This window comes from Luteibacter sp. E-22 (assembly GCF_049913125.1).
In the GTDB taxonomy this organism is placed as follows: domain Bacteria; phylum Pseudomonadota; class Gammaproteobacteria; order Xanthomonadales; family Rhodanobacteraceae; genus Luteibacter.
This window is the reverse complement of record NZ_CP183975.1, coordinates 985,043-1,010,682: the sequence shown is the minus strand read 5'-3', so window position 1 is coordinate 1,010,682 and position 25,640 is coordinate 985,043. Positions and strand designations below refer to the sequence as shown.

23 protein-coding genes are annotated in these 25,640 nt (G+C 63.5%); 7 read left to right on the top strand and 16 right to left on the bottom strand.

The window, feature by feature from the left end; genetic code table 11:
* Positions 1-14 precede the first annotated feature (14 nt).
* The 5 genes from sufD to ACN9M2_RS04350 are packed head-to-tail and all read right to left on the bottom strand — an operon-like array spanning position 15 to position 4,478.
* On the bottom strand, positions 15-1,337 hold the full coding sequence (sufD, locus tag ACN9M2_RS04370; protein WP_426286939.1) for a Fe-S cluster assembly protein SufD: 1,323 nt from the start codon (positions 1,335-1,337) through the stop codon (positions 15-17).
* Positions 1,334-2,119, bottom strand: coding sequence for a Fe-S cluster assembly ATPase SufC (gene sufC / locus ACN9M2_RS04365; RefSeq protein WP_426287863.1), 786 nt, complete (start codon positions 2,117-2,119; stop codon positions 1,334-1,336). The genes sufD and sufC overlap by 4 nt, the downstream gene beginning before the upstream one ends.
* 21 nt (positions 2,120-2,140) lie before the next feature.
* Entirely contained in the window at positions 2,141-2,548 is a 408-nt protein-coding gene (locus ACN9M2_RS04360; protein WP_426286938.1) for an ACT domain-containing protein, read from the bottom strand.
* 2 nt (positions 2,549-2,550) lie between these two features.
* Positions 2,551-4,011: a Fe-S cluster assembly protein SufB gene (gene sufB, locus ACN9M2_RS04355; protein WP_426287862.1), complete on the bottom strand. Its 1,461-nt coding sequence runs from the start codon at positions 4,009-4,011 to the stop codon at positions 2,551-2,553.
* A 14-nt stretch (positions 4,012-4,025) separates the two neighbouring features.
* A complete protein-coding gene (locus ACN9M2_RS04350; RefSeq protein ID WP_371025012.1) occupies positions 4,026-4,478 on the bottom strand; it encodes an SUF system Fe-S cluster assembly regulator in 453 nt (150 codons plus the stop codon).
* Positions 4,479-4,867: 389 nt separating this feature from the next.
* Here ACN9M2_RS04350 and ACN9M2_RS04345 point away from each other — a divergent pair, with 389 nt between their 5' ends.
* The 4 genes from ACN9M2_RS04345 (at position 4,868) to ACN9M2_RS04330 (ending at position 11,631) form a co-directional block, all read left to right on the top strand.
* Positions 4,868-5,206, top strand: coding sequence for a P-II family nitrogen regulator (locus tag ACN9M2_RS04345; protein WP_426287861.1), 339 nt, complete (start codon positions 4,868-4,870; stop codon positions 5,204-5,206).
* The gene (locus ACN9M2_RS04340) at positions 5,196-6,530 is read left to right on the top strand and encodes an ammonium transporter (RefSeq protein ID WP_371025013.1); all 1,335 of its coding nucleotides are present in this window, start codon (positions 5,196-5,198) and stop codon (positions 6,528-6,530) included. Before ACN9M2_RS04345 ends, ACN9M2_RS04340 begins: the two co-directional genes overlap by 11 nt.
* 170 nt (positions 6,531-6,700) lie before the next feature.
* Entirely contained in the window at positions 6,701-11,272 is a 4,572-nt protein-coding gene (locus ACN9M2_RS04335; RefSeq protein WP_426286937.1) for an RHS repeat-associated core domain-containing protein, read from the top strand.
* A 68-nt stretch (positions 11,273-11,340) separates the two neighbouring features.
* On the top strand, positions 11,341-11,631 hold the full coding sequence (locus ACN9M2_RS04330; protein ID WP_426286936.1) for a hypothetical protein: 291 nt from the start codon (positions 11,341-11,343) through the stop codon (positions 11,629-11,631).
* Between the two features lie 978 nt (positions 11,632-12,609).
* Here the strand turns inward: ACN9M2_RS04330 and ACN9M2_RS04325 are convergent.
* The 4 genes from ACN9M2_RS04325 to ACN9M2_RS04310 all read right to left on the bottom strand — a co-directional run bounded on the left by ACN9M2_RS04325 (position 12,610) and on the right by ACN9M2_RS04310 (position 15,472).
* A complete protein-coding gene (locus tag ACN9M2_RS04325) occupies positions 12,610-12,759 on the bottom strand; it encodes a hypothetical protein (RefSeq protein ID WP_426286935.1) in 150 nt (49 codons plus the stop codon).
* A 227-nt stretch (positions 12,760-12,986) separates the two neighbouring features.
* The gene (locus ACN9M2_RS04320) at positions 12,987-13,478 is read right to left on the bottom strand and encodes a RidA family protein (RefSeq protein ID WP_426286934.1); all 492 of its coding nucleotides are present in this window, start codon (positions 13,476-13,478) and stop codon (positions 12,987-12,989) included.
* A gap of 3 nt (positions 13,479-13,481) precedes the next feature.
* The gene (locus ACN9M2_RS04315) at positions 13,482-13,898 is read right to left on the bottom strand and encodes a c-type cytochrome (protein WP_371025015.1); all 417 of its coding nucleotides are present in this window, start codon (positions 13,896-13,898) and stop codon (positions 13,482-13,484) included.
* Complete coding sequence (locus ACN9M2_RS04310; RefSeq protein ID WP_426286933.1) at positions 13,895-15,472, bottom strand: flavin monoamine oxidase family protein; 1,578 nt, start codon at positions 15,470-15,472, stop codon at positions 13,895-13,897. Before ACN9M2_RS04310 ends, ACN9M2_RS04315 begins: the two co-directional genes overlap by 4 nt.
* Positions 15,473-15,651: 179 nt before the next feature.
* On the opposite strand from ACN9M2_RS04310, the gene ACN9M2_RS04305 reads away from it, so the two are divergent.
* Both ACN9M2_RS04305 and murU read left to right on the top strand, forming a co-directional pair.
* A complete protein-coding gene (locus ACN9M2_RS04305) occupies positions 15,652-16,662 on the top strand; it encodes an aminoglycoside phosphotransferase family protein (protein ID WP_426286932.1) in 1,011 nt (336 codons plus the stop codon).
* Positions 16,659-17,339, top strand: coding sequence for an N-acetylmuramate alpha-1-phosphate uridylyltransferase MurU (gene murU, locus ACN9M2_RS04300; protein WP_371025018.1), 681 nt, complete (start codon positions 16,659-16,661; stop codon positions 17,337-17,339). The genes ACN9M2_RS04305 and murU overlap by 4 nt, the downstream gene beginning before the upstream one ends.
* 3 nt (positions 17,340-17,342) lie before the next feature.
* On the opposite strand, the gene ACN9M2_RS04295 is transcribed toward murU, so the two are convergent.
* From ACN9M2_RS04295 to ACN9M2_RS04275, 5 genes are all read right to left on the bottom strand, one after another.
* A complete protein-coding gene (locus ACN9M2_RS04295; protein WP_371025019.1) occupies positions 17,343-17,567 on the bottom strand; it encodes a hypothetical protein in 225 nt (74 codons plus the stop codon).
* Positions 17,568-17,661: 94 nt separating this feature from the next.
* Positions 17,662-18,582: a flagellar motor protein MotB gene (motB, locus tag ACN9M2_RS04290; RefSeq protein WP_426286931.1), complete on the bottom strand. Its 921-nt coding sequence runs from the start codon at positions 18,580-18,582 to the stop codon at positions 17,662-17,664.
* Positions 18,583-18,588: 6 nt separating this feature from the next.
* Positions 18,589-19,443, bottom strand: coding sequence for a flagellar motor stator protein MotA (motA, locus tag ACN9M2_RS04285; protein ID WP_371025021.1), 855 nt, complete (start codon positions 19,441-19,443; stop codon positions 18,589-18,591).
* 82 nt (positions 19,444-19,525) lie between these two features.
* Positions 19,526-20,839 (bottom strand): ATP-binding protein, encoded by a 1,314-nt coding sequence (locus ACN9M2_RS04280; RefSeq protein ID WP_426286930.1) that lies wholly within the window; start codon positions 20,837-20,839, stop codon positions 19,526-19,528.
* Between the two features lie 90 nt (positions 20,840-20,929).
* Positions 20,930-21,190: a hypothetical protein gene (locus tag ACN9M2_RS04275; protein ID WP_371025023.1), complete on the bottom strand. Its 261-nt coding sequence runs from the start codon at positions 21,188-21,190 to the stop codon at positions 20,930-20,932.
* A 203-nt stretch (positions 21,191-21,393) separates the two neighbouring features.
* On the opposite strand from ACN9M2_RS04275, the gene ACN9M2_RS04270 reads away from it, so the two are divergent.
* On the top strand, positions 21,394-21,633 hold the full coding sequence (locus ACN9M2_RS04270; RefSeq protein WP_371025024.1) for a hypothetical protein: 240 nt from the start codon (positions 21,394-21,396) through the stop codon (positions 21,631-21,633).
* Between the two features lie 1,127 nt (positions 21,634-22,760).
* Here the strand turns inward: ACN9M2_RS04270 and secF are convergent.
* Positions 22,761-23,726, bottom strand: a complete 966-nt coding sequence (gene secF / locus ACN9M2_RS04265) for a protein translocase subunit SecF (RefSeq protein ID WP_426286929.1) — start codon at positions 23,724-23,726, stop codon at positions 22,761-22,763.
* A gap of 13 nt (positions 23,727-23,739) precedes the next feature.
* The gene (gene secD, locus ACN9M2_RS04260) at positions 23,740-25,614 is read right to left on the bottom strand and encodes a protein translocase subunit SecD (RefSeq protein WP_426286928.1); all 1,875 of its coding nucleotides are present in this window, start codon (positions 25,612-25,614) and stop codon (positions 23,740-23,742) included.
* Positions 25,615-25,640: the final 26 nt, after the last annotated feature.

The window sequence follows — 25,640 nt, the reverse complement described above, 5'->3', positions numbered from 1 at the left end:
GCTGGGCTCCGTACTTATTCGGCGGCGAGGCTGGTCGGCAGGTGCGCGACCAGCAATTCGCCAAGATGCTCGCGCAGCGCCTCGTTCGGCAGCGATTCGAGCACGGCACGGCAAAACGCCAGCGTCAGCAGGCTGCGCGCCTGGACTAGCGGAATACCGCGAGAGCGCAGGTAGAACAGCGAGCGCTCATCGAGCTGGCCGATGGTGGCGCCGTGCGCGGCCTTCACCTCGTCGGCGTAGATCTCGAGTTCCGGCTTGGTATCGATCTCGGCCTGTCCGGACAGCAACAGGTTCTTGTTGCTGAGCGAGGCATCGGTGCCGTCGGCACCCTCGGAGACCACGATCGCGCCACGGAATACCCCGCGCGAGCGGCCGTCGGCGATACCGCGCCAGAGGGCATCGGATGCGGTGTTCCGTGCGTTGTGCCGGATCTCCAGTTGCGTATCGGCATGCTGCCGGCCCGACAGGGCGAACACGCCGTGCGAATCGAAGCGCGCCCCGTCGCCCACCAGTTCGGCGTTCACTTCATGCCGGACGAGCGCGCCGCCCAGTTCGAGGGCGTGCAAGGTCACCTCGGCTCGCTCGTCGAGACGAACGTGGCTGCGGCGAACCAGGGTGGTGGCGACCGAGGCGTCCTGGACCACGACGAGGCCCAGGCGTGCGCCTTCGCGGGCGACGACATCGGAGACCAGCGTGCCGAGTTGCGTGGCGGTGCCTGCCGAGACGAACTGCTCGACGATCTCCGCACTCGCGCCCTTCCCGATTTCCACGAGCACGCGCACGTGCCAGGCGCTATCACCCTGGATGCCACTGGAGACATGCACGATATGCAACGGTTTCGCCAGGGCGATGCCATCGGGTATCCGAAGCACGAGTCCGTCGGTAGCCAACGCCGCATTCAAGTGCGCGAAGGCATCGGCGGCGGCGCGGCGGTAACGGTTGGCCAGCGCGAAGCGCAAGGGCTCGGGATGGGTGGACAGCGCGCTGGGCAACGGGGCCAGTTCGACACCGTCGGCATCGAGCGAGGAAAGATCGGCGCGAAACGCACCGTCGACGAAGACGACACGGCCGCCATCCACACCCGGCAAGGCATACAACGAGGGATCGACGACGGCGGCAACGGCAGTGGCACGGTCGGCGAGCGCGAACCCACGTTGCGACAGCGCACGCAGCGGCGTGTACTTCCACGCCTCGTCACGCCCTTCCGGCAGACCGGTGGCAACGAAGGCTTCGAGATTTTCCGCACGCGCGGCGTCGAGCCATGCGATGCCGGTCGAAGGAAGCGTGGCGGCGGCATCCAGTGCCGCCCGCACGAACGGGGACGGCGCGTTGCTCATGCCGGCGCCCCGGCGAGATCGGCCTTGCGCAGTTCCGGATGCGTATCGGCGAGCCACGCATAGCCCCGTTCTTCCAGCTTCAACGCGAGGTTCTTGTCGCCGCTTTCGACGATGCGGCCACCGGCGAGCACGTGGACGAAGTCCGGCTCGATGTAGTCGAGCAGGCGCTGGTAGTGGGTGACGATCACGAACGAACGGTCCGGCGAGCGCAAGGCGTTGACGCCTTCGGCCACCTGCTTCAGCGCATCGATGTCAAGGCCGGAGTCGGTTTCGTCGAGGATGGCCAGCTTCGGTTCCAGCACGGCCATCTGGAAGATCTCGTTACGCTTCTTCTCGCCACCGGAGAAGCCTTCGTTCACCGCGCGATGCAGCAGTTCATCGGAGATCTGCATCACCTTCAGCTTCTCGCGGACCAGCTTGAGGAAACGCATGGAGTCCAGCTCGGCTTCGCCACGGAATTTCCGCTGCGCGTTGAGCGCGGCACGCAGGAAGTAGGTGTTGTTCACGCCGGGGATTTCGACCGGGTACTGGAAGGCGAGGAAGATGCCGACGGCGGCGCGTTCTTCCGGCTCCAGCGCGAGAAGGTCGCGGCCGTCGAAGGTGACGGAACCTTCGGTCACCTCGTAGCCGTCACGCCCCGCGAGCACGTTGCCGAGCGTGGACTTGCCCGCGCCGTTCGGCCCCATGATGGCGTGCACCTCGCCGGGCTTCACCGCGAGCGAAAGGCCTTTGAGGATCTCCTTGCCATCGACGCGGGCATGGAGGTTGTCGATCTTGAGCATGTGCATGGCGGTGCTGTCCAATCAGGGCGTGAGGTGCGAGAGCGCGTCGAGCGCGTCGTCGCGGCGATCCCAGGGCACGAAGATGTGGTCGTGCAGGAACGCGGATACGGGGTTGCAGGGAATGCCGCGCTTGGCCAGCGCGGCGGATACGGCGGCCATCATGCCGACGGCGGTGAGGCTGGATTGCACGCGCAACGTGATGCGCGCCCAGAGCAGACGGTCGCCCTGCGCATCGTCGCCATTGACATCCACGATCAGCGTCGTGCCCTCGGCCTCGCGGAACATCATCAACGCGTCGGCCAGGCGCGTCCGCGCCTTCTCGTGCGAGACGTGGAGGAAGCGCTTGGGGATAGGGTCGACCTCGGGGTCCAGCGCGGCGAGCAGCGCGCGCAGGTCGGTCACGCCCGGTGCGGAACCGGCAATACCCATCGTCAGCCCACCGCGCCTTCGAGGGAGACCTCGAGCAGCTTCTTGGCTTCGACGGCGAATTCCATCGGCAATTCGCGGAACACCTGCTTGCAGAAGCCGTCGACGATCATCGACACGGCGTCTTCCTCGCCGATGCCGCGCGAGAGGCAATAGAACAGCTGGTCGTCGGAGATCTTCGAGGTGGTGGCCTCGTGCTCGACGATCGCGTTCGGATTCTTCACTTCCATGTACGGGAAGGTATGCGCGCCGCACTTCTTGCCGATGAGCAGGGAATCGCACTGGGTGTAGTTGCGTGCACCGTCCGCGCCCTTCTCGATCTTCACCAGGCCGCGGTAGCTGTTCGAGCTGCGGCCGGCGCTGATGCCCTTGGCGACGATCTTCGACTTGGTGCCCTTGCCTATGTGGATCATCTTGGTGCCGGTATCGGCCTGCTGGCGGTGGTGCGTGAGCGCCACGGAATAGAACTCACCCACCGAGCGGTCGCCCCGCAGCACGCAGCTGGGGTACTTCCAGGTGATCGCTGAACCGGTCTCCACCTGGGTCCAGGAGATCTTCGAATCCGCGCCACGGCAATCGCCGCGCTTGGTCACGAAGTTGTAGATGCCGCCGACGCCGTTCTCGTCGCCGGGATACCAGTTCTGCACGGTGGAATACTTGATCTGGGCCCGCTCCAGCGCGACCAGTTCGACCACCGCGGCGTGCAACTGGTTCTCGTCGCGCATGGGAGCCGTGCAGCCTTCCAGGTACGACACATAGGTGTCGTCCTCGGCCACGATGAGCGTGCGTTCGAACTGCCCGGTGTTGATCGCGTTGATGCGGAAATAGGTGGACAACTCCATCGGGCAACGCACGCCCTTGGGGATGAACACGAAGCTGCCGTCGGAGAACACGGCCGAGTTCAGCGCGGCGAAGTAGTTGTCGCCCGTGGGCACGACGCTGCCGAGGTACTGGCGCACGAGGTCGCCGTGCTCGCGGATCGCCTCGGACATCGAGCAGAAGATCACGCCGGCCTCGGCCAGCTCCTTGCGGAAGGTGGTACCCACCGACACCGAGTCGAACACGGCGTCCACGGCGACGCCGGCCAGCTTGGCCCGCTCGTGCAAGGGCACGCCGAGTTTCTCGTAGGTCTCGAGCAGCTTGGGGTCGACCTCGTCCAGCGACTTCGGGCCGGCCTTCGGGGCCGAGTAGTAGCTGACCGCCTGGTAGTCGATCGGTGCGATGTCGAGCTTCGCCCAGTCCGGCTCCGGCATGGTCAGCCAGTGGCGGTACGCGGCGAGGCGCCACTCGGTCATCCACTCGGGCTCCTGCTTGATCGCGGAGAGCTGGCGGACGATGTCCTCGCTCAGGCCGGGAGGCAGGCTGGTGGATTCGATGTCGGTGACGAAACCGGCTTCGTAGCGGCGGTTGAGGGCCGCTTCGACTTCGGCGTTGTCGCGCACCGGGGCTGCCACGTCGCGTGTCATGTTCTCACTCTCGTTCATGCGTTTGCCTGTGCGGCCTGGGCCGCATCCTTGGCCGGCGCCACGGGGCGCCCGGCCAGCATCTGTGCCAGGGTCATGGAACGCAGCACGCCGTCGATGGCCCCGGAGACCGACCGCCAGCTGTCGCTGACACCGCACTGGGACTGCCGGTCGCAATGGCCCTGGGCCACGCTGCATTCGGTCATGCCGATCGGACCTTCCATCGCCTCGACGATGTCGGCGAGGCTGATCGCCTCCGCCGGACGGGCGAGGCGGTAACCGCCGTTGACCCCACGAAACGACTCCACCAGCCCGGCGTGCCCCAGCAGCTTCAGCAGCTTCGAGACCGTCGGCAGCTCCAGGCGCGCCTCTTCGGCGATCTGGGCGGTGCTCAGAACGTCGGCGGGATGCGCGGCGATGCAGGTCATCACCACGGTCGCGTAATCGGTCAATCGGCTGACACGGAGCATGGGGAGGGGATGTCGTCAATACCGGACCAAAATGGTACTGATTTATGGCAGGCAACGCAATGGCGGAAGGCGAACAGGGCCACCCTTCGAGAGGAAATGACGAGTGCCAGCCCTTGTGGAAGCCCTGGTGGGCGCCGTTGTGGGCCGATTTCGTCGGCGATCCCGCGGCAGCGGGCCAGTTCGAGGCGAGCACCCATCGCCGACAAAGTCGGCTCCCACAAAGGCGCTCTTATGGTGCAATTTGTCGCACCTTCATGGTGCGTCCGATCATTGCCGAGGTCACCGTCGCACGCCGCTGCCGCGCCGCACAACGCGTGCAGCCGCTCGCGCCCCACTGGCACGCATCCTGCTCTCCCTCCGACAGGCCAATCGAAGGGGAAGCGCGCTCCATGAAGTGGATCAACGCGATCATCAAGCCGTTCACGCTGGACGACGTCCGCGAAGCCCTCTCCGAGGTCGGGGTGCAGGGGATGACAGTGACCGAGGTGAAGGGCTTCGGCCGGCAGCACGGGCACACGGAGCTCTACCGCGGTGCCGAGTACGTCGTGGATTTCCTGCCCAAGCTGAAAATCGAGATCGCCGTGACCGACGAGCAGTTGGAGCAGGCCATCGAGGCGATCACCAACGCCGCCCGCACGGGCAAGATCGGCGACGGCAAGATCTTCGTCATCGACCTGGAACAGGCCATTCGTATCCGCACCCAGGAGGTCGACGCCGATGCGCTCTGATGTCATCCGCAAAGCCCTCGCGCCGGCACTCGTCGCCGCCCTCCTCCCCTGTAGCGCCCTCGCCCAGGCAGCCGCTCCAGCGAAACTCGATTCCGGCGACACCGCCTGGATGCTCACCGCCACGATGCTCGTGCTGCTGATGACCATCCCGGGCCTCGCCTTGTTCTACGGCGGCATGGTCCGGGCGAAGAACCTGCTCTCCGTGCTGATGCAGTGCTTCGCCATCACCGCGCTGGTCACCGTACTGTGGGTGGTCTACGGCTACTCGGTCGCGTTCGACACCACCGGCATGACCGCGGGAACGACCAACCTGCATTCCTTCGTCGGCGGCCTGGGCCACGCCATGCTGGCCGGCCTCAAGCCCGGCAGCCTCTACAACACGATTCCGGAAGCGGTCTTCGTGATGTTCCAGATGACCTTCGCGATCATCACGCCGGCACTCATCGTCGGCGCGATCGCCGAACGCATGAAGTTCTCCGCGCTGCTCGTGTTCACCGCGCTGTGGTTCACGCTGGTCTACCTGCCGATCGCACACATGGTGTGGGGTGGCCCGGGCTCCTTCCTGGGCGACCTCGGCGTGCTCGACTTCGCCGGCGGCACGGTGGTGCACATCAACGCGGGCATCGCGGGCCTGGTGGGATGCCTCGTGATCGGCAAGCGCCGCGGTTATCCGTCCACTCCGATGCCGCCGCACAACCTCGGCTACACGCTGGTTGGCGCGAGCATGCTCTGGCTCGGCTGGTTCGGCTTCAACGCCGGCTCCGCGGTCGCCGCCAACGGCAGCGCCGGCATGGCGATGCTGGTGACGCAGATCGCGACGGCCGCCGCGGCGATCGGCTGGACGGCCATCGAGTGGATCACCCATCGCCGCCCCAGCGTGCTCGGCATCGCCTCCGGTGCCGTCGCCGGGCTCGTCGCCATCACGCCCGCCGCCGGCACCTGCGGCCCCGGTGCCGCGCTGGTGCTCGGCCTCGTCGCGGGTATCGTCTGCTTCTTCTGCGCCACTCGTCTCAAGCGCAAGTTCGGTTATGACGACTCGCTCGACGTCTTCGGCGTCCACGCCATCGCCGGCATCATCGGCGCATTGCTCACCGGTCCGTTCGCGGCCCCCGCGCTCGGCGGGTTCGGCACGGTGACCGACCTCGGCCTGCAATTGTGGATCCAGTTCAAGGGCGTGGCCTTCACCGTCGTCTACAGCGCCGTGCTGAGCTACGCGATCTTCAAGGGCATCGCCGTGACGATGGGCCTGCGCGTGGATGAAGAGCAGGAGCAGGTAGGCCTGGACATCGCGCTGCATGAGGAGCGCGGTTACAACTTGTCGTGAAGGTGACGCGCATCACATGCTGATGAAACCCGATCGAATTTTCAGATCAGTCTGATATCCCGCCGGGTTGACAACTCCTAGCCTGCCCTCCTATTCACAGGGAGGCAGGCATCATCAACACGATATCTCGCGACATCCGCACGGCACGCCCGCAACGTAGCCGAATCAAGATGGCCATCGGGCTCGCCATCGCTGGAGTCGCCGACGCCGCGGTAGCGCAGGACGTGCCGGAGCGTTTTCCCACGTTCGCCGATGGGGCACTGATTCCCGCCAAGTATGCGGAACCCGGCGAGACCAAGCCGGTATATGTTTCCGACGATGCTGTCGATGGTTACGCAAAGATCGCAGCGGGGGAATATTGCAAGGACTGGCCAGCGCCGAACATTTGCGGCCTGAAAAGCATCGCCCGACGTGTCATCCCAGGCGACAAAGCACATAGCGACTACACGGTTCTAGACGTAACAACGGTGGTGCAATACCCCGAATCACCCGACAAGCCCGACCTGATCAAGACGTCGAGCTTCGACATAAAACTTCTCCGCTCGTGCCCCACCGACTCCGTGCTCGTCACCGAGAGCGACACGCATCTGGACAATCGTGATCCGGCGACGGCCAGGCTGGCCGTCGCTTGCGTGTCGCCCGATGCGCTACCAAAAAGCGAAGCGCTAGGCGTGCCGCAGGAGAATGGGGCCAATCAATGCCCTATCGGTAACAGCCCCACCGTGGGTAATCCGCTCAATCCCCTGACGATGAGCAAGATCGAAACCGTGGTCGATTATGCCGGGCCGGCATCCTCCGGACTGTACTTCGGGCGCACGTACCATAGCGGTGCCTTCGCACTTACCGGCGCCTTCGGAAAAGGAAGTGTGCGCTATCCCGTCGGCGCACGTATCGGTGCACGCTGGCGGCATTCATGGGATAGGGCTTTCCTCCGGAGGACCTATTTCGAACGCGGCGGCTTCGCTTACGGAACGGCCCTATTCCTCATCCAGGAAGACGGTAGCGAAATTCGCTTCATCAAGAAAGGCGACGTCTTCATTCCCGCAGAAGGCAACCGCGGCTCCGTCAAAGAGCACCCGGATAACGGCTGGCTATACACGTGGCCCGATCTCACCGCGGAACATTATGACGACCAGGGCCGCCTACGCACTCGAACCGACCCCAATGGCAACACTGTCACCCTGCACTACGATGAAATCGAAGTTGGCATCGGCATCAAGACCAAGGTCCTGATACGCGTCAGTGACGAGCAAGGCCGCGAACTGATGCTGGGTTACGACCGCCTCGGCAGGGTGGAAACCGTCGATCAACCGGACGGCGGGCGTATTCGCTACGACTATAGCGGCGACATCCTCGAAGGCCTCGAAGCCAACCTGGTCAAGGTCACGTACCCCGATGGTCGCCACGCCGCTTACCTGTACGACGAGCCAGCGATGGGCGGCACGGTCAACCATAAGCTGACCGGCATCGTCGGCGGCGACGGTAAACGATTTGCCACGTTTCGCTATGACAGTGACAATCGCGCGTTCCGTTCCGCACACGGCAATAACACCGAATACACCGAATTGGCTGTCCGGAACGGCACCATCGAGGTCGAGAACGGCGACCCTCTCCGCACGGAGCAATGGACGCCGAGGTACGTGGATGGCCGGGTACGCCTAGGCCAGCGCTCTGAGGACTTTCGTGATGAAGTCTTTACCCGCACCTTCGACTATCTAGGTAGTGGGCTCGTTGCCCGGCAAACCGACTACCTGGGAGTGCCGACGACTTATCGCTATGACATGGACCGACGACTGGAGATCGAACGGACCGAGGCCGAGGGAACCCCCGTGGCGCGAACGGTCAAGACGACATGGCATCCCACGTTCGACAAGCCCGCGCGAATCGACAGTGGTGCGCAGTGGACGGCGTTCGACTACGACACCAAAGGTAACCTCACCGAACGTCGCGAGGGCGGCCTTGCCGATGCTTCCGACGCATCGTCCGGCCCATGGCCGTCGGAGCGGATAACACGTTACGCCTACGACGATGCCGGTCGTCTGCTGACCATCGATGGCCCGCAGCCCGGCGCCGGCGACACCACGCACTACGCTTACCACGAGAGCGACGCCTCCGACTGTGCCCGAACGGCGACTTCCTGCGTCTGGCGACGTGGCGATCTACACACTGTGACGAACGCTCTGGGTCACGTCATAACCATCCTGGCCCGGGACGGAGCAGGCCGCGTAACTTCCAGCACCGATGCCAACGGCGTCCGGACGGACAGACGCTACGATGCATCCGGCCGCCCCCTTGAGACGGCTATCCGCGCCCGGCCGGACGGCAGCGCTTCCGCAGGCGACGTCATCACGAAGATGAGCCACGATGCTAATGGTGCGATCGACGTATTGACCGATGCCGACGGCGCCACGGTTTCACACCGTTACAACGCGGCGCACCGACTGATCGAACAGACCGATGCGATGGGAAATCGCCACGTCATGGTGCGCAATGCGATAGGGAAGATCGGCACCGAATCCTACGTCCGCGCCGATGGCACCGAAGACACAAGCCGTAGCTACGAGTACGACGAGCACGGAATGCTGAAATTCGACACGCGCGCTGGCATGGGATCGAAATACTATAACTTCGATGCGAATGGCCGATACAAAGGAGGCAGCGGCTCAGACCGCTACCAGGAAGCAATAGAACACGATGCGCTGGGCCGTGCCACTAAAGTCACCGTCGGTCGGGAAATTTCATCCCATACTACCCATCTCTCCTACGACGGCGCCGATCATGTCAAGACCATCGTAGATCCAAAGGGCCTATCCACCGCCTACTTGCGTAACGGGCTGGGCGACCTCCTGTGGCAGCGGAGTCCCGACACGGGCGATACCAGCACCGAGCGTGACGCCGCTGGCCGTCCTGTCAAGGAAACGCCAGCCGACGGGCGTCATGTAGAACGGGAGTTCGACGCATTGGATCGGGTGACCCGTGCTACTTATAGCGACGGCGCGGAATCCCGCTACACCTACGACGCACCAGCCTCGTCATGCGCCGCAGGCGCAACCTTTGCCGTTGGCCGCTTGAGCACGGTCACCTATCGCGACGGCAGCACCTCGTTCTGCTATGACTTTGCCGGACGCATCGTGCAAAAGATCCAGGTCACCCGCGGCATCCGCCTCGACCTGCTTTACGCTTACACACCCGCCGGTCGACTGGCGGCAATCACTTACCCCGATGGTCGTAACGTCACCTACGTTCGCGACTTGGCGGGCCACGTCGTCCATGTCGATACGCAGCATGGTCCAACGGCCGGCCAGCGAGTTCTCGCGAACGTTCAGTATGACGCACCGGGTCACGTCACAGGTTGGACGGCTGGCGCGCGAGCGCTCCATCGACGGTACAACATCAACGGTTTCATCGAGAACATGGGTGATGGCGCCGACGGAATGAACCACACGCTCAGTTACGAGGACGATCACAATCTCCAGCAAATCGGCCCCGCCACTTCGTTCATCGATGTAAATCCCGCCGCACGTGTCGTCTCCGCTGGAGTGGCGGAAATGACGCCGGAATACCCGTATGGAGTCGACCATGAATATGGCTATGACAAGACCGGCAACCGGCTGTCGTGGTCGACCAACTTCACAGTCTTCCGTAACTTCCGGTACGCAGCGGATAGTCATCACCTGCTCACCGCCCAAAAGGTCAACCGCGAGTACGATGCCAACGGAAACACCACACGCATCGGCGAACGCGAGTTCGTCTATGACGCTGCCGGGCGGATGACGCAGGCCAAGGTCAATGGCGTGGTCGAAATGAACTACGCATATGATCCATTCGGACAACAGGTCGGGAAATATATCGCGGGCACGACCACGGTCAGTCTCCACGACGAATCAGGCCGCTGGCTCGGCGACTACGACGGGGCTGGCAAGCCCATACGCCAGGTGATCTGGCTGGACGATCTCCCTGTGTCGGCCATCGACGGCGACACGATCAGGGATATCCAGCCCGACCACCTCGGCACGCCCCGTGTCATTGTCGACCGGGCAAGCAATAAGGTCATCTGGCGCTGGAAGCTCTACGGCGAAGCATTCGGCACCGACGCGCCCAAAGAAGATCCTGATGGCGATGGCACGAAGTACGTCTTCGACATGCGCTTTCCCGGCCAACGCTACGACTCGGTGACGGGGCTCTTCCAGAATGGTTGGCGCGACTACGACCCGACCTCTGGCCGCTATATCCAGAGTGATCCTATCGGCCTGGAAGGTGGAATATCGACGTATGCGTATGCGATGAACAATCCATACGTAAATGCCGATCCTTTGGGACTATGGTCTCTCGGATTCGAGGCCTACTTGGGAGTCGGCGGTGGTGTGAACGTTGCATGGTCTAACGGGAAGCTCGAATTCACCGGAAAGGTGGGTGTCGGCGTAGGCGGTGGATTGGCGTGGGATCCGGATGGAACCCCATCGAAACATTCGAAGGACTGCGGTTCAGGTCTGATCGCCAGAACTACGTTCAACGCATCTGGTGGCGTTGGCATGGGACCGGTCTCGGCGCAAGCGGCGTGGGGGAAAGTAACGGAGAACGTTTTTGATCTTTCCCCCAAACGCTATGTAGGGGATTGGGGTACAAGAGGTTATACAACCCCGATTTCACCCATGATTGGTATCGACAACAAGTTCCATGGAGCTAGCGTTCGATTCGGCATCTCCCTCAGCGCTGAGGCAGGGAGTTACTCGAATTGGTGAAGCCAACTCTACGTAAGGTGACACGATTCATTGCGCTTGCATTGATAGCTGGCGTCGTCGGATCAAGCATGATGCGAATCATCTTTTACTTCGACCCCGACGTCTTGGCTGCACGTCGCGCCATCGCTAGAGATCCCAAGGTCAGTCAAATTCTTGGAAACGTATCTATCGACGATGTGAGTGTCTTCGGGATTCTAAAGACCGGGGACGACTCTCAGGTATTTGCAAGAGAAGAGCACTCGGCATCAGTCACCGGATCTAGCCACAGCGCCATGGTGAGGGTACTCATCAAGAAATCGTACTTTAATGGAGAAACATTAGGAGAACCCGAGATAATCGAGATCGACATTCGTGAGTAGAGGCTGCAGCGAGAGAATATAGCCGCGGCGCAATAACCTCGCATTTGCTTTTTACCTTGGTGTGGGAAGCGGGCTTGGCCGCGATCGGTGTCTAACAAGACCCGTTCGCGCGCCAGCGCGCTTCCTGCCGATGGTCACGCTTCCAAACTGGCAGCCTGGCATACAACAACAGCTATCTCAGGTGGCCATGATGCGTAGTATTTTGCAACAGCAATGGCATCCGCTGCTCTTCTGGCGACGGTTATTGATCGCTCTCGGCGCCTGGCTTGCACATTTAGCGCTGACAATCTTTTCCCTATATGCGGGTATATCTTGTGGCGACAAGTCAGGATGCCCTCGATTCTTCGGTCAAGGACTCGTAGAGGCTGTCGCCGCTTTTCCATCGGGTTATGTCATGTGGGCGTTGAATACTCGTGGCCCGGATCTCGGGCATTCAAGGCATCCTTTTTTTTGGCTCGGATTCCACTCACTTTTAGCTATTCTTACATTCATGGCAATTTGGCGAGCAGCACGTCACGTCCTTCGAAACGGACGAGAGAAACCGGACTGGCTAACTTGACGATCACTACATCTGTTTTGCGAATTCATGCAAGCCGTGGGTCGCAGATACTTTTCGTTGGGAGCGGAAAGCTATACGGCGGTGCCGGCCCCGTGTATGGCGGCCCGAAAGCTACGGTGAATCCAAAAGGGCTAAGCGTGGCCTTTGCGAACGGCATTTTGGGAAAGACTATCAACAGACGACTTTGTGCTTTCCCCGGCTTTAGTAACTGGCATACAACGCAGTAACCTAATTGTGGAATACGAAACAGCTGAGAATGTAAAGTACAACGAAGCAAAAACATCAACTTCAGATACGGTTTCTATTCAATTGAAGCCTGGCATTGTCGATCTCAACGCTCCATCGGGATCCATGAAACGTGACGAAAAATGATGATTGCGCCGTACTGACATCACGAGCTAGTGCCGGATTCCGTAAATTCATATTGCGGCAACCTTCGGTGTACACATTTTGAAAGCACTGTCGCGCCATTTGCCGCGCAAAGCCAGGATCACAATCTTTATTGCCGGAATAGCATCGATAGGCATTGCGCTGGCAATATCATTCATCCCCAAGGATTTCTTTGCCATTGATAAATGCCTCGATGTGGGAGGCTCTTGGAATCCCGTATCTAGGCAATGCAAGACAGATAAGTAGGCATGCGGCGAGCGCGTCAAACTCGGGTGGGAAGCGGCCTTGGCCGCGATCGGGTGTTCGGCAAGAACCGATCGCGGCCAAGGCCGCTTCCCACCCTTCCTACCCTCACCACCCTTCCCCCCTCCTACCCATCTCACTCTTACCACTGAAGTGGGGTGGGTTACGGGCGGACGGCGGTTACTTCGATTTCGACGAGGAAGTTCGGGCTTGCCAGTGCGGCCACCTGCATCGCCGAGCGCGATGGCAGGTTCGGTTGCGCCGCGGTGCCGAAGAACTGCGTGTAGCCTGCCATGAAGCCGGCGAAATCCATCTTGCCGCCCTTGGCGGGATCGCCGACCAGGAAGACCTGCATCTTCACCACGTCGCCCATCGACAAGCCCATGCCCTTCAGCTGCTTCTCGATCGAGGTCAGCACGCCGACGGTCTGCGTCTTCGTGTCGCCATAGGCCTGCGGGCTATCCTTCGGGACGTTCGCATCGGCCACCGGCGGCACGACGCCGCTCAGGAAGACGAGTGTCTTGCCCGCGGGGATTTCCACCGCGGCGGAAATGGGAAACGTGCTGTTCGGGATCTTGTGCCGTACGACGTCGGCGGCGAGCGCGGGCGTGGTGGTGGCGGCCAGCAGCGATGCGATCAAGATTGGCTTGAGCATGGGTCAGTTGTCCTCGTCGGTGGGAGCGGCAGGGGGACGGAACGGCTTCACGTCATCGGGCTTCAAGGTGTCCGTGTACGCGTTGCCGAAGTGGCTGCGCACGTAGTTGACCACGTCCGCGACCTGGGCGTCCGACAGCAGGGGGCCGAAAGCCGGCATGGCGCCACGGCCGTTCATCACCATCACGACCGGGTAAGCCGCCGAGGCGAGCTTGGGGTTGCTCGCCAGCGCCGGATAATGGCCTGCGCCGACGGCACCCTTCGCGTCCGCCATGTGGCAGCCCTGGCAGATGTGCGTGAAGATCTGCTGGCCGGTGGCGTGAGGGGCCTCCTTGGCATCGATGAAATCCGCGTCGGTCTTTTGCGCCAGCGCGAGGCCGGGCGTTGCGAGCAAGGCGATCGCAAGGATGATCGTTTTCATGCGTGACCTCCGGCCCGGGCCCGCTGGTGCAGGGCATCGATCGCGGACAGCGACGAAAGGATGGCGCCCTCCTGCCAGGCCGGCAGGTACGACGCGTGCTCTCCCGCCAGGACGATACGGCCGTCCATCGAGCAGATGTCCGCATAGTGCTTTTCGCGCAAGGCATCGGTCCACCAGCCGAAACAGCCGAGGGTGAACGGGGAACGGTGCCAAGCCACGGCCATGCCGTTCTCGAATGCCGCCGTGTATTGCGGATGGATTCGCGCGCCATATTCGACGGCCTTGCGGATACGCGACGCCGGGTCGAGCGAGGTGAATTCGTAGGCTTCGGTGAAGAAGGTATATGAACCGAGCAACACGCCTTTCTTCGTGCCGATGCCGTGGCTCGGATAGGAGATCATCCCGATGGGGAGATCGGTGCTCGTGATGCCGCCGTAGATCGCCTCGTCCTCTTCCCAGAACCGTCGCTTGAACTGCAAACCGATTTTCGACGACGCCATATAGGGCACCGCGGAAATCGCCGCCGCCTTCGCCGCCGATACCTGGATCGGAATCTGGCTGAGGATGGACAGCGGGATCGTGCACACGCACCAGTCCGCCTTCGCCTGCCGCGGGGCACCGGGCGTCGTCGTGTCCTCGTAGGTCACGGTCACGCCGTGGCCGTCCTGCGCGATGCCGGTCACCTTCGCGTTGTAGCGGATCACGTTGCCGCCGATCTCGCGCACGAAGGCCTTGCCGATCGCGTCCATGCCTCCTACCGGTTGCATGAGCGTGGTCTGGTATTCGTAGAGTTCGCTCATGCCCAGCGCCTTCCACAGGCGGCCGTTGAGCATGTCGGAGAGTCCGACCGGCGCGGAGAATGCGGGCTTGCCATCCGGACCACCCCCGGCGTCTTTCGCATAACCGCGGTGTTCACTGCTTTCACGCCCGGCGGCATAGCGGTATTTGCGGTCGAGCCCGCCGAAGTCACGCATCGCCTCGAGCAGGATCTCACGATCCTCCCGGCTCACCAGGTCGTCCAGCCGGCCCTTCCCCGCCGCCTTCGCAAGCAACTCGGCCACGCCGCCGTGGAAGTCCGCCTGCACCTCGCGCAGACGCTGCGGCTTGCCGCCGAATGCGTCCTTCCCGTGGATGTAGGCGTTGTGATTCACCTGCACGAAGGGTTCGAGCGGGACGCCGAACCGGCGGCAGTAATCGAGCACGCCGTGGTGGTGGTACGGAATCCTCCACGGCCCGGGATTGAAGTATTGCCCTTCGTCGAAGCGGCATACCTGCTGGTGGCCGCCCAGTTCGGTATAGACGTCGCCGCCGCGGAGCGTCCAGTTACGGCCGCCCGGCCTCGCGTTGTATTCCAGGACCTGCACCGTATATCCGGCCTTGCCCAGTTCGTACGCGGCGACGAGGCCAGCCAGGCCCGCGCCCAACACCAGCACGTTGCCACGTCCGGTACCTTGCAACGGTGGTGGTCGTCGGTACGGGGACTCGGCGGCGAAGCCGAGGTTGGTCATCGCCTGGTACATGAGCGCGCCGCCACCGGCGATACCGATCATCCGCAGGAGATCGCGTCGCGTCATGGACGCGCTTCCACAGTCGTTTTCCACCTACCCGTCCCCCGATAGAAACCCCTGGGTTCCTAGATAACCACACGCTGCACTGCACCACAAGAATCGGATGATATGCACCATGGCGGTGCTATGACAGCGCGCGGCAAAGGCTCTAAGCTGACCGGCGGTATCGTCCTCGCAGAATGTCCATGACCGCCTCCGACCGCTCCGCCCTCCGCCTCGCCTGGGCCCGACACGCCACGGGCGCCACCACGCTCGCACTCGAGCCCGCCTCCGCCGATGCGAGCTTTCGCAGCTACTGGCGTGGATATGTCGACGGCCAGCCGGTGATCGTGATGGATTCGCCCCCGGAAAAGGAAAACCCTGCACCGTGGGTGGAGATCGGCGAGCGCCTCGCACGCGCCGGCCTTCACGTACCGAAAGTGATGGTGGCCGATCTCGAACAGGGCTTCCTGCTCATCGAGGATCTCGGCACGCGAACCTATCTTCCCGAACTGAACGACGCGAGCGTGGATGCGTTATACGGCGATGCGCTGGATGCGCTGCTACGCATGCAAGCGCACGTCGATACACAGGGCCTGCCTTCCTTCGACCATGCGTGGCAGACGATGGAACTGGAGATCATGCCTTCCTGGTTCCTGGAGAGACACCTGGGCGTGACGCTGGCATGCGGCGAATGGGACGTCGTGGAAAACGCCTTCACGGCCATCATGCACGTCATCGCGGAGCAACCGCGCGCCTTCATGCATCGCGATTATCACAGCCGCAACCTGCTGGTCACCGAGGAACGGTCGCCCGGCATCATCGATTTCCAGGGCGCGATGTCGGGGCCGATCACCTACGATCTCGCTTCGCTGCTGCGCGATGCGTACATCGTCTGGGACAACGAGCGTGTCGAAGGCTGGGTCGAGGCCTACCGCCTGCGCCTGCTCGACGCGCGGCTGCTGGACGAGACCGTCGACACCGACCGTTTCCGCCGCTGGTTCGACCTCACCGGCCTGCAACGCCACATCAAGATCCTCGGCCTGTTCTGCCGGCTCTGCTATCGCGACGGAAAACCGGGTTACCTCGACGACCTTCCGCGGGTGCTCCGTTACGTGCTCGACACCGCACGGCGCCATGCCGACACCGCACCGCTGGCCGACCTCATCGAGGCGATGGTCGGCGATCGCGACCTGCGCGTCGCGGTGATTGCATGAGGCACGCGTTGATCCTCGCCGCAGGCCTGGGCGAACGCATGCGTCCGCTCACGGAGCACACTCCCAAGCCCTTGCTCGAGGTGAACGGCAAGCCGCTCATCGTGCACCATATCGAGAAGCTCGCCGCCGCGGACGTGCGCTATATCGTCGTCAACACCTCGCACCTCGCGGACCGCTTTCCGGAAGCGCTCGGTGACGGATCGCGCTGGGGCGTGCGTCTCCGCTATTCGTACGAGGGACCCGTGCCACTGGAAACCGGCGGCGGCATGCTCAAGGCATTGCCGCTGCTCGGGCCCGAGCCTTTCATCGTGGTGAGCGCGGATATCTGGAGCGACGTCGACTACGCGGCACTCCCCCGTGAACCGCGGGGCCTGGCCCACCTGGTGATGGTGCCGAATCCCGGCTTCCATCCCCTCGGCGATTTCGCCCTGGCGGCGGGACAGCTTTACGAGGGCGACGGTCCGGCGGGCGCGGAGCGCCTCACCTTCGGCAATGTCGGCGTGTATCGTCGCGAGATCGTCGAAGGAGAATCACCGGGACGATTCAAGCTGTTGCCGATGTATCGGCGAGCCATCGCCGCCGGAAGCCTCACCGGCGAACGGCATGATGGCTTCTGGCGTAACGTCGGCACGCCGGCGCAACTGGATGAACTGCGCCACGTGCTTACGGCAGCCTAGCGGCTACTGGACTGTATCGACACCGAGTTCGCGCAATCGTTCGTGGCCCAGGGCGAACGCTTCGTTGAATGCGCTCGTGATGTCGATGAAATCGTTCGTGCCGGTGCTGGCTTCGATTTCCTCGCCGATGTGATCGAGAATCCGGTAACTGCTGCGGTAGACCTGCTCACCGGCGTTGTCGTATTTCACCGCCTTGGCCACCACTCTGTACTTACTGTGATTTTCCACTGCGCTTCCCTCCCCTATGCGTCGATACTGCCGGGGTAACATGACCGTTGCAAGCGACTTCGACAGCGGAATGGGTTCAGCGTTCCCGTTCACCTCAGCCCGGCGAATGCAGATTGGGCACCGCGGGCAGGCTGGGCTCCGTGGCCACGTCCGACGAAAGCGCCGCCCGCGCCGCTTCGCGTGTCATCACCACGATACTGATGCGCCGATTGCTCGCCGCCGCGGGGTTTGCCTTGTCGAACGGCACGGAAGCAGCCAGGCCCACCACGCGTGCGACCTTGTCCGGCTGCATGCCACCCTCGATCAGGGTGCGGCGCGCGGCGTTGGCGCGGTCGGCGGAGAGTTCCCAATTGCCATAGGCGCTGTCCGCGCGGATATAGGGCGCGCTGTCGGTATGGCCCGATATGCTGATCTGGTTCGGAACCTGGTTCACGAAGCCGGCCAGCTCATGCAGGATCTGCACGGTGTAGGACTTCAGCGCACCGCTGCCCGTGTCGAACATCGGCCGGTTCTGCCTGTCGACGATCTGGATGCGCAAGCCTTCCGAGGTGATGTCGAGCAATAACTGGTCCTTGTAGGGCGCCATCGCCTGGCTCTTGGCGATCGCTTCGTTCAGGTCCTTCATGAGCTGTTCGAGGCGGCGCTTTTCCTGCGCCTTGGCCAGCTTGTCGACCTCGCTCTCCGCCGGCTTGGCGAAGGCTTGCTGGTCGCCCGGGCCCTTGGGCAGTTCCAGTGCGCCACCCAGCTTGATCATGCTGGTGCTGGCGCCGCCCGGTCCCATCTTGCCCGATGGCGCCATGGTCGACTGGCCCTGGGTCATGCTCGGGTTCTTGAAGTATTCCGAGATGGCGGCGCGCTGCTGCTTGGTGCCCGCGCCGACCAGCCACATGACCAGGAAGAACGCCATCATCGCGGTGACGAAGTCCGCGTAGGCGACTTTCCAGACGCCTCCGTGATGGGCATGACCGCCCTTTTTCCGCCTGCGGACGACGATGATCTGTTTCAGGTCGCTCATGCTGGCTTACCGAACGGCCTTGAGGTGCGCCTCGAGGTCCTGGAAGGTCGGGCGGGTGCCCGAATGCAACGACTTGCGCGCGAACTCGACCGACACCATCGGGTTGTAGCCGCGCAGGTTGGCGAGCAAGGCCACCTTCACGCATTCGAACGCCTTGCCGTCGGTGCCGACGCGCGCTTCCATCGCGGCCGCCAGCGGACCGACGAAGCCATAGGACAGCAGGATGCCGAGGAAGGTACCGACCAGCGCCCCCGCGATATGCTGGCCGATGACGACGGCGTCGCCGTCGATCGATTTCATGGTGATGACGATGCCGAGCACGGCCGCGACGATGCCGAAACCGGGCAGCGCGTCGGCCATCTTCTGCACCGCCAACGCCGGTACCAGCGCTTCGTGGTGATGCGTTTCCAACTCGACGTCGAGCAGTTGCTCGAGCTCGTGCGGGTCCATGCTGCCGCCCACGATGAGGCGCAGGCAGTCGGTGATGAAGTCGATGAGGTGGTGCTCGGCGATCAACCGCGGATACGCGCCGAACAACGAGCTGGCCGCCGGTTCCTCGATATGCGCCTCCATGCCCAGCTGCCCTTCCTTGCGCATCTTCACGAAGATGTCGTACAGCAGCGACAGGAGATCCACGTAATCCTGCCTGCGGTACTTCGGACCCTTGAACAGGGCGACGGTATCGCGACCGGCCGCCTTGACGACGTCCATCGAATTGCTGCTGATGAAGGCGCCGAACGCCGCGCCGAAAATGATGAGCAACTCGTACGGTTGCCACAGCGCGGCCATCTCGCCGTGCGAGAGCACATAGCCGCCCAGTACCGAGACCAGGACGATAATCGAACCGATGATGACCAACATGACTTCACTTCCTTCCCAGTCCCTTGCTGTATCGGCCGATCCGTCGGCAAATTGAGGAACGCGGTCACGTTTTTCGCAGGTTTCACTCGTCCAGTGCGAAGGGTCCGGGATAGCGGGGGAAAACCAGGCGGATGCGCGTGCCGACGCCGGTCTCGCTCTCGATCTCGATCGCCCCGCCCGCCTGCGCCACCATCCCGTAGACCTGGGCGAGGCCAAGACCGGAACCGCCCTCCTTGGTGGTGAAATAGGGCTCGAACAGGCGCTGGCGCACTTCCTCCGCCATGCCCCCACCCGTATCGGCCACGCTGACGAAGACCTGGCGCAAACCACCGGCTTCGTGGGCGAGTCCGGGCAGGCGTTCGTCGCCGACGCGCTCGCCGACCTCCATCACGATGTTCCCGAAGCCCCCCATCGCGTCGCGCGCGTTCAGGCACACATTCATCAATGCCTGTTCCACGCCGTGGCGATCCAGCCACACGGGCAAGGCGCCCGGCTGACGCAACACCTCGATGCCTACACGGCCACCCAGGCCATGCCGGGCGAAGTCAGCGAAAGCCACGACCAGGTCGCCGAGGTCGACCGCCTCCGGCTGGGCGTACTGGTTGCGCGCGAAGGCCAGCAGGCGCCGGGTCAACGCCGTGGCGTGCCTCGCCCCTTCCACCGCATACGTGATCATCCGGCGATGCCGGGGCGACAGTTCATCCGAGTCGTCCTGCAGGCCTGAGAGACTGACGATCACCGTCTGCAGCATGTTGTTGAAGTCGTGCGCGACCCCGCTCACCAGCTGGCCGATGGCCTGCTGCTTCTGGGCCTGGCGCGCGCCCGCCTCGGCCAGGTCGCGTGCACGGTTGGCCAGGTCCAGTTGTTCGCGGACGCCGGCGAGCCGGCTTTCGGCGTCGCGCCTCGCCCCGTGCTCGGTCTCCAATCGTTCCAGCAAGGTGCCGTACTGCGTCGTGGCCGAGACCGACCGCGCCACGGTCTCGTTGAGCCGCTCCTGGAGCAACTCGATGATCGCTTCCAGGGCGGCCTGGAGTTCCACGCGCTCGGTCACGTCCCGGCTGATGACGATGAAATGGTCGAGGACATCGCCGGCCACGACCGGGGCCACCATGACCTCCCACCATCGGGAAGGCCCGTCTCCGGTTCTGCGTGCACTGACGAAGTCGACCCTTTCGCCCGCCCCGGCCCGGTCCAACACGCCGGTGACCATGTCGCGCGCCTCCGCGGGCCACAGGTCGAGCCAGCGCATCCCGACCAGTCGATCGGTACCCTCGGGAGCCAGCGCGGCGCAACCCAAACCCGCCACGAAGCGAATGACGCCATCGCGGTCGAGTTCCTTCATGCAGTCGGAGGATGCCTCGACGAACTGCCGGTAGCGCCCGTCCCCTTCGCTCATGTTATGTCGCTACCCCTCGTCGCCCGTCGGTATCACGCGCTGCGTGACGGCCCGCTGTCAAGTTGGACAAGCGGCAGGGAGCCAAGGGACTCACACGTCGTCATCAAAGCCGGTCTCGCCTTCGGCGAACACCGGCGCACCGTCCTCTTCGACACCCAGGACCAGGCCCAACGCCTTCTCCGCCGCCGCGGCGGCACTGTCCTCATCCCGGAAGCTGCGGTTCTCGTAGACGGCGAAATAGCTTGGAAAGCTACCGTCGGCCGGATGCGCGGACAGGAGCGCGGTGTATCGGGAGCCCTCGCGGGTGGCGCCGCTGCGCAATGTGAAGCCGGGAAATTCGCGTTCTGCCATGGATCAGACCTCGAAGGGGAACGAAAGTCTAGCGTAGCCGGGCGGTTGCCAGCGCTCTTGCATGGAACTCCTTATGAGTCAAGGAATTCGTTCAGGAAATCGGCACTTGCTCCCATGGAAGTTTGTAGGGTATTTCCTACAACAAGCGCCTCACCTATCGATGCACGAGGGCGCGATTCAGGGGAAAACAGGGGCAGTACAACATGAACGTCATCACCACCACGTCGCCGTCGCGGCGCCTTGCGTGGACCGTCGCCACCGTACTCGCGCTTGCCGGCATCGTCGGCTTGGCACTCGCGCCACGGGTGGCACTCGCCATCCCGCGTACGGCGATCCAGATGGTCTACGCCTGGCTTTGCGCGTCGCTCGTGGGTTCCGCCTACGTCGTGGTCACACTGGCCAACGACGCGGAAGGCGCCACCGAGGATAGCGACGATTTCTGATCTCAGGGATGGGGTATGACCAAGAAAGGAGCCCGCCATGCGGGCTCTTTTTTTTTGCGTTCGCCCCCAACCCTGGTGGAAAGCCGACCTTGGTGGGAGCCGACTTTTGTGGGAGCCGACCTTGTCGGCGATCCCGCGGCAGCGGGCCAGTTTCTTCTGCATGGCTCGGCTTCGCCCTCGCGTTGGGGTGTGCGAGCAGAGCCGTCGGCCGCCACCCTCGTCGCTCCGGTTCCACCGTCGCTCGGGAAAGGGTGCCGCTTGCGCGGCCATGTTCTATGGCTGGCGCCCCGTCGCGCCCGTCGCGCCGGGCGGGGTTTTCGATTCGGCTCCTGCCTCAGCGAAAACGGCCGGCCGTCCAGGCCGGCCCCCTGCGGGCCTTTTCGCCCGGCGCTCCTCGGTTCCACAAGTCGCGCCGAGGGTGGCGGCCGACGGCTCTTCCAGGCACGGAGGGGTCGTGCGGCCCAAGCAACGCCCGCAACCTTGGGGCAAGTCGTTCCGTGGGAATTCCCCTTATGCGGGTGGGAAGCGGGCTGGCCCGCGATTCGCCACCCTATGTCGAGCGAGTGAGGCTGTGCATCGCAACCGAGCGAGGGGTGGAAAGCCTCGCCCGATCAGGGCAAGGCTTCCTTCGCCAGCGGAGAGATTGAGGACTCGCGGGCCAGCCCGCTTCCCACCCGGGTGCGCCCAACGGCAACCGGCAAATGGCTGGTGACTAGCGGCACGTGGCGCGGCGGGCGTTGCTCTTCCGATCAACCCACCGCAGTGTCGAGAGAGCTGCCGGGCGCCACCCTCGGCGCGACATGAGGAGCCGAGGACGGGCGGGCGGAAAAGGCCCGTAGGGGATCGGCCTGGACGGCCGATCGTTTTCGCTGAGGCAGGAGCCGAATCGAAAACCCCCGCCCGACCGTCCGAGCCCGAAGGGGCGCCAGCCATAAGACACGGCCGCGCAGCGGCATCCCTTCCCAAGGGACGGCACCGCCTGTCGCGCCGAGGGTGGCGCCCGGCAGCTCCCCCGCCACGCATACACCCCAATGCGAGGGCGAAGCCGAGCCTACCAAGAAAAAAGCCCCTCGATGACGAGGGGCTTTTTCAGTTTCACCTTCGACCTCGCAAGCGAGTTCCGAAAGTTACGGGCGGCGCTCCAGCGCGGGATCTTCCTTCGAGACCGGCATGAGGTCCTTCTTCGACACGCCGAGCCAGAGCAGGATCGGACTGGCGACGAAGATCGAGGAAAGCGTGCCGACCAGGATGCCGATCAGCATTGTGATGGCGAAGCCGTGCACGACCGGGCCACCGATGAAGAACAGTGCGGCCATGGTGATGCCGGTGAACAGCGAAGTGATGATCGTGCGCGACAACGTGCTGTTGATCGAGCGGTTGAGCACTTCTTCCGGCGTGGCGTTACGGCTGGAGCGGAACAGTTCGCGGACGCGGTCGAAGACGACGACCTTGTCGTTGATCGAGTAACCGACCACCGCCAGCACGGAGGCGAGCACGGTCAGGTCGAACTCGCGCTGGGTAAGCGCGAAGATGCCGAGGGTCACCAGCACGTCGTGGATTTCGGTCGCGAGCGCCGCGATGGCGAAGCGCTTCTCGAAGCGTATCCACAGGTAACCCATGATGCCGACGATGACGAAGATCACCGCCACGATGCCGTCGCTGCGCAGTTCCTCGCCGACCTGCGGACCGACGAAGGACTTGCTCTTCATCGCCACGTCGGGACGGGACGCCTTCAGCGCCGCCATGATGTCGTTCGCCACCTTCGTGGCCGCCTCGTCGTTCGTGAGGTTGCCGGCGGCGGCGACGTCACCCTTCGGCTGAAGACGGATGGTGAACTCGCGGGTGCCGCCGACGGCCTGCACGAGCGGGTTCTCCAGGTGCGCCTTCTCGAGCGCCGAGCGGACATCGGTGGGGTCCACCGGCGTCTTGTACTCCACCTGGACCGCCACGCCGCCGAGGAAGTCCTGCCCGTAGTTGAAGCCGCGGGTCATGATGAGGGCGATCGAGCCGATCATGAGCAGCACGGCGAGGCCGATGCTGAACTTGCGCAGGCCGAGGAAGTTGAAGTTCGAATTGTGGTTGAAGATTTCCATGGCGTCCCTCCCGTCAGACCGACAGGGTCTTGAGCTTGCGGCCGCCGTGGATCAGCGCCGTGATGGCATGGGTCACCGTCACCGATGTGAACATCGAGGTCAGGATACCGATGAACAGCGTGACGCCGAAGCCCTTGATCGGGCCCGAGCCCATGGTCATGAGGCCTAGCGCCGCGAGGAGATGAGTGACGTTGGCGTCGAGGATGGTCGCCCACGCCTTGTCGTAACCCGTACGGATGGAGGCCAACGGCGACGAGCCGTTGCGCAGTTCCTCGCGGATGCGTTCGCAGATCAGCACGTTGGCGTCGATCGCCATGCCGAGGGTGAGCACGATACCCGCGATGCCCGGCATCGTCAGCGTGACGCCGATCATCGACATCACGGCGACCAGCAACACGAGGTTGAAGAACAGCGCGATGTCGGCGACCAGGCCGAACAGCTTGTAGTAGATGGCCGCGGCCACCAGCACGAGGCCGAGGCCGAGCATCACCGCCTTGAAGCCCTTGTCGATGTTGTCGGCGCCGAGGCTGGGGCCGATCACGCTCTCGCCGACGATGTCGACCGGCGCGGCCAGCGAGCCGCCACGGAGCAACAGCGCGAGTTCCGATGCTTCGGTATCGCTGGGCAGGCCGTTGGTCGAGAACTGCTTGCCGAAGGGCGAGCTGATATTGGCGTAGTTGATCACTTCCTCGGTGATCTTCGGCGTCTTCACTTCCTTGCCGTCGACCATCTTGGTCTCGACCGTGCGCGTGATGTAGAGCACCGCCATCGGCTTGCCGACGTTGTCGTTGGTGAACTCCTGCATCTTGCGGGCACCGGCGCTGTTCAGCGAGACGCTGACGTTCGGCGTGCCGTTCTGCTGGTCGCGGCCGGACACCGCGCTGGTGAGTTCGTCACCCTTGGCGATGACCTTCTTGCTGAGCAGATAGGGGCGTCCGTCGCGGCCGTAATAGAGCTTGGCGTCGGGCGGTACGCTGCCCGAGCGTGCGGCATCCACCGCCTGCTGCGGCGTGTACAGGCCCGCGCGGTATTCGAGGGTCGCCGTGGCGCCGATCAGCTTCTTGGCCTCGGCGGTGTCCTGCACGCCGGCGAGTTCGACGATGATCTGGTTCGCGCCCTGCTGCTGGATCAGCGGCTCGGACACGCCCAAGGCGTTCACGCGCTGGCGCAAGGTGGTGACGTTCTGGGTGATGGTGCTCTGTGCCAGTTCACGCAGCTTGGCCGGCTTCACCGTGGCATTGAGGATGAAGCGGCTGCCGGTGGCCGGGCCGTCGGCCACGGTGAGATCCGGGTAGTCCGTGGCGATGAGGGACGCCGCCTGCTGGCGATCGGCATCCGAACGCAGCACCACGCTGACGCCCTGGCCGCGCGCGTTGCGGTTCACGGCATCGTAGGAGACGTTCTTGTCGCGCAACAACGAGCGGATGTCGTCGGCATAGCGGGTTTCCTGCGCATCGATCACGGCGTTCTGGTCCACTTCCATGAGGAAGTGCACACCGCCCTGCAGGTCGAGGCCCAGGGGCATCGAGTTCGCATTGATGGCACGCAGCCACGAAGGGACCGTCGAGGCGAGGTTCAACGCCACCGTGTAGCTGTCGCCGAGCCCCGCGCGCAGGACGTCGGACGCCTTGGCCTGCGCATCGACATTGCCGAAGCGAGCCAACAGGCGAGTGGCCTTCGCGTCGATCTCGATCGACGACGGCGGCACCTTGGCCGCGGCAAGCATGCCCTCGACCTTTGTCTTCAGCGAAGCGTCGACCGCGGAGCCACGATTGCCCGAGATCTGCACGGCGGGCTGCGGCGGGAAGACGTTCGGCAACGCGTACACGATGCCGAACAGCAACACGATCACGACCAGCGCGTACTTCCAGCGTGGAAAATCACTCATGCCTTACATTCCATGAAAGCGGCCGT

Coding starts and splice junctions, on each gene's coding strand:
- motA (WP_371025021.1), bottom strand. CDS start 19,443: ATGTTGGTCATCATCGGTTCGATTATCGTCCTGGTCTCGGTACTGGGC.
- ACN9M2_RS04280 (WP_426286930.1), bottom strand. CDS start 20,839: ATGAGCGAAGGGGACGGGCGCTACCGGCAGTTCGTCGAGGCATCCTCC.
- sufD (WP_426286939.1), bottom strand. CDS start 1,337: ATGAGCAACGCGCCGTCCCCGTTCGTGCGGGCGGCACTGGATGCCGCC.
- murU (WP_371025018.1), top strand. CDS start 16,659: ATGAGGCACGCGTTGATCCTCGCCGCAGGCCTGGGCGAACGCATGCGT.
- ACN9M2_RS04325 (WP_426286935.1), bottom strand. CDS start 12,759: ATGGCAAAGAAATCCTTGGGGATGAATGATATTGCCAGCGCAATGCCT.
- ACN9M2_RS04310 (WP_426286933.1), bottom strand. CDS start 15,472: ATGACGCGACGCGATCTCCTGCGGATGATCGGTATCGCCGGTGGCGGC.
- secF (WP_426286929.1), bottom strand. CDS start 23,726: ATGGAAATCTTCAACCACAATTCGAACTTCAACTTCCTCGGCCTGCGC.
- ACN9M2_RS04320 (WP_426286934.1), bottom strand. CDS start 13,478: ATGCTCAAGCCAATCTTGATCGCATCGCTGCTGGCCGCCACCACCACG.
- ACN9M2_RS04270 (WP_371025024.1), top strand. CDS start 21,394: ATGAACGTCATCACCACCACGTCGCCGTCGCGGCGCCTTGCGTGGACC.
- ACN9M2_RS04305 (WP_426286932.1), top strand. CDS start 15,652: ATGACCGCCTCCGACCGCTCCGCCCTCCGCCTCGCCTGGGCCCGACAC.
- ACN9M2_RS04335 (WP_426286937.1), top strand. CDS start 6,701: ATGGCCATCGGGCTCGCCATCGCTGGAGTCGCCGACGCCGCGGTAGCG.
- ACN9M2_RS04330 (WP_426286936.1), top strand. CDS start 11,341: ATGATGCGAATCATCTTTTACTTCGACCCCGACGTCTTGGCTGCACGT.
- sufB (WP_426287862.1), bottom strand. CDS start 4,011: ATGACACGCGACGTGGCAGCCCCGGTGCGCGACAACGCCGAAGTCGAA.
- motB (WP_426286931.1), bottom strand. CDS start 18,582: ATGAGCGACCTGAAACAGATCATCGTCGTCCGCAGGCGGAAAAAGGGC.
- secD (WP_426286928.1), bottom strand. CDS start 25,614: ATGAGTGATTTTCCACGCTGGAAGTACGCGCTGGTCGTGATCGTGTTG.
- ACN9M2_RS04275 (WP_371025023.1), bottom strand. CDS start 21,190: ATGGCAGAACGCGAATTTCCCGGCTTCACATTGCGCAGCGGCGCCACC.
- sufC (WP_426287863.1), bottom strand. CDS start 2,119: ATGCTCAAGATCGACAACCTCCATGCCCGCGTCGATGGCAAGGAGATC.
- ACN9M2_RS04350 (WP_371025012.1), bottom strand. CDS start 4,478: ATGCTCCGTGTCAGCCGATTGACCGATTACGCGACCGTGGTGATGACC.
- ACN9M2_RS04315 (WP_371025015.1), bottom strand. CDS start 13,898: ATGAAAACGATCATCCTTGCGATCGCCTTGCTCGCAACGCCCGGCCTC.
- ACN9M2_RS04360 (WP_426286938.1), bottom strand. CDS start 2,548: ATGGGTATTGCCGGTTCCGCACCGGGCGTGACCGACCTGCGCGCGCTG.
- ACN9M2_RS04340 (WP_371025013.1), top strand. CDS start 5,196: ATGCGCTCTGATGTCATCCGCAAAGCCCTCGCGCCGGCACTCGTCGCC.
- ACN9M2_RS04345 (WP_426287861.1), top strand. CDS start 4,868: ATGAAGTGGATCAACGCGATCATCAAGCCGTTCACGCTGGACGACGTC.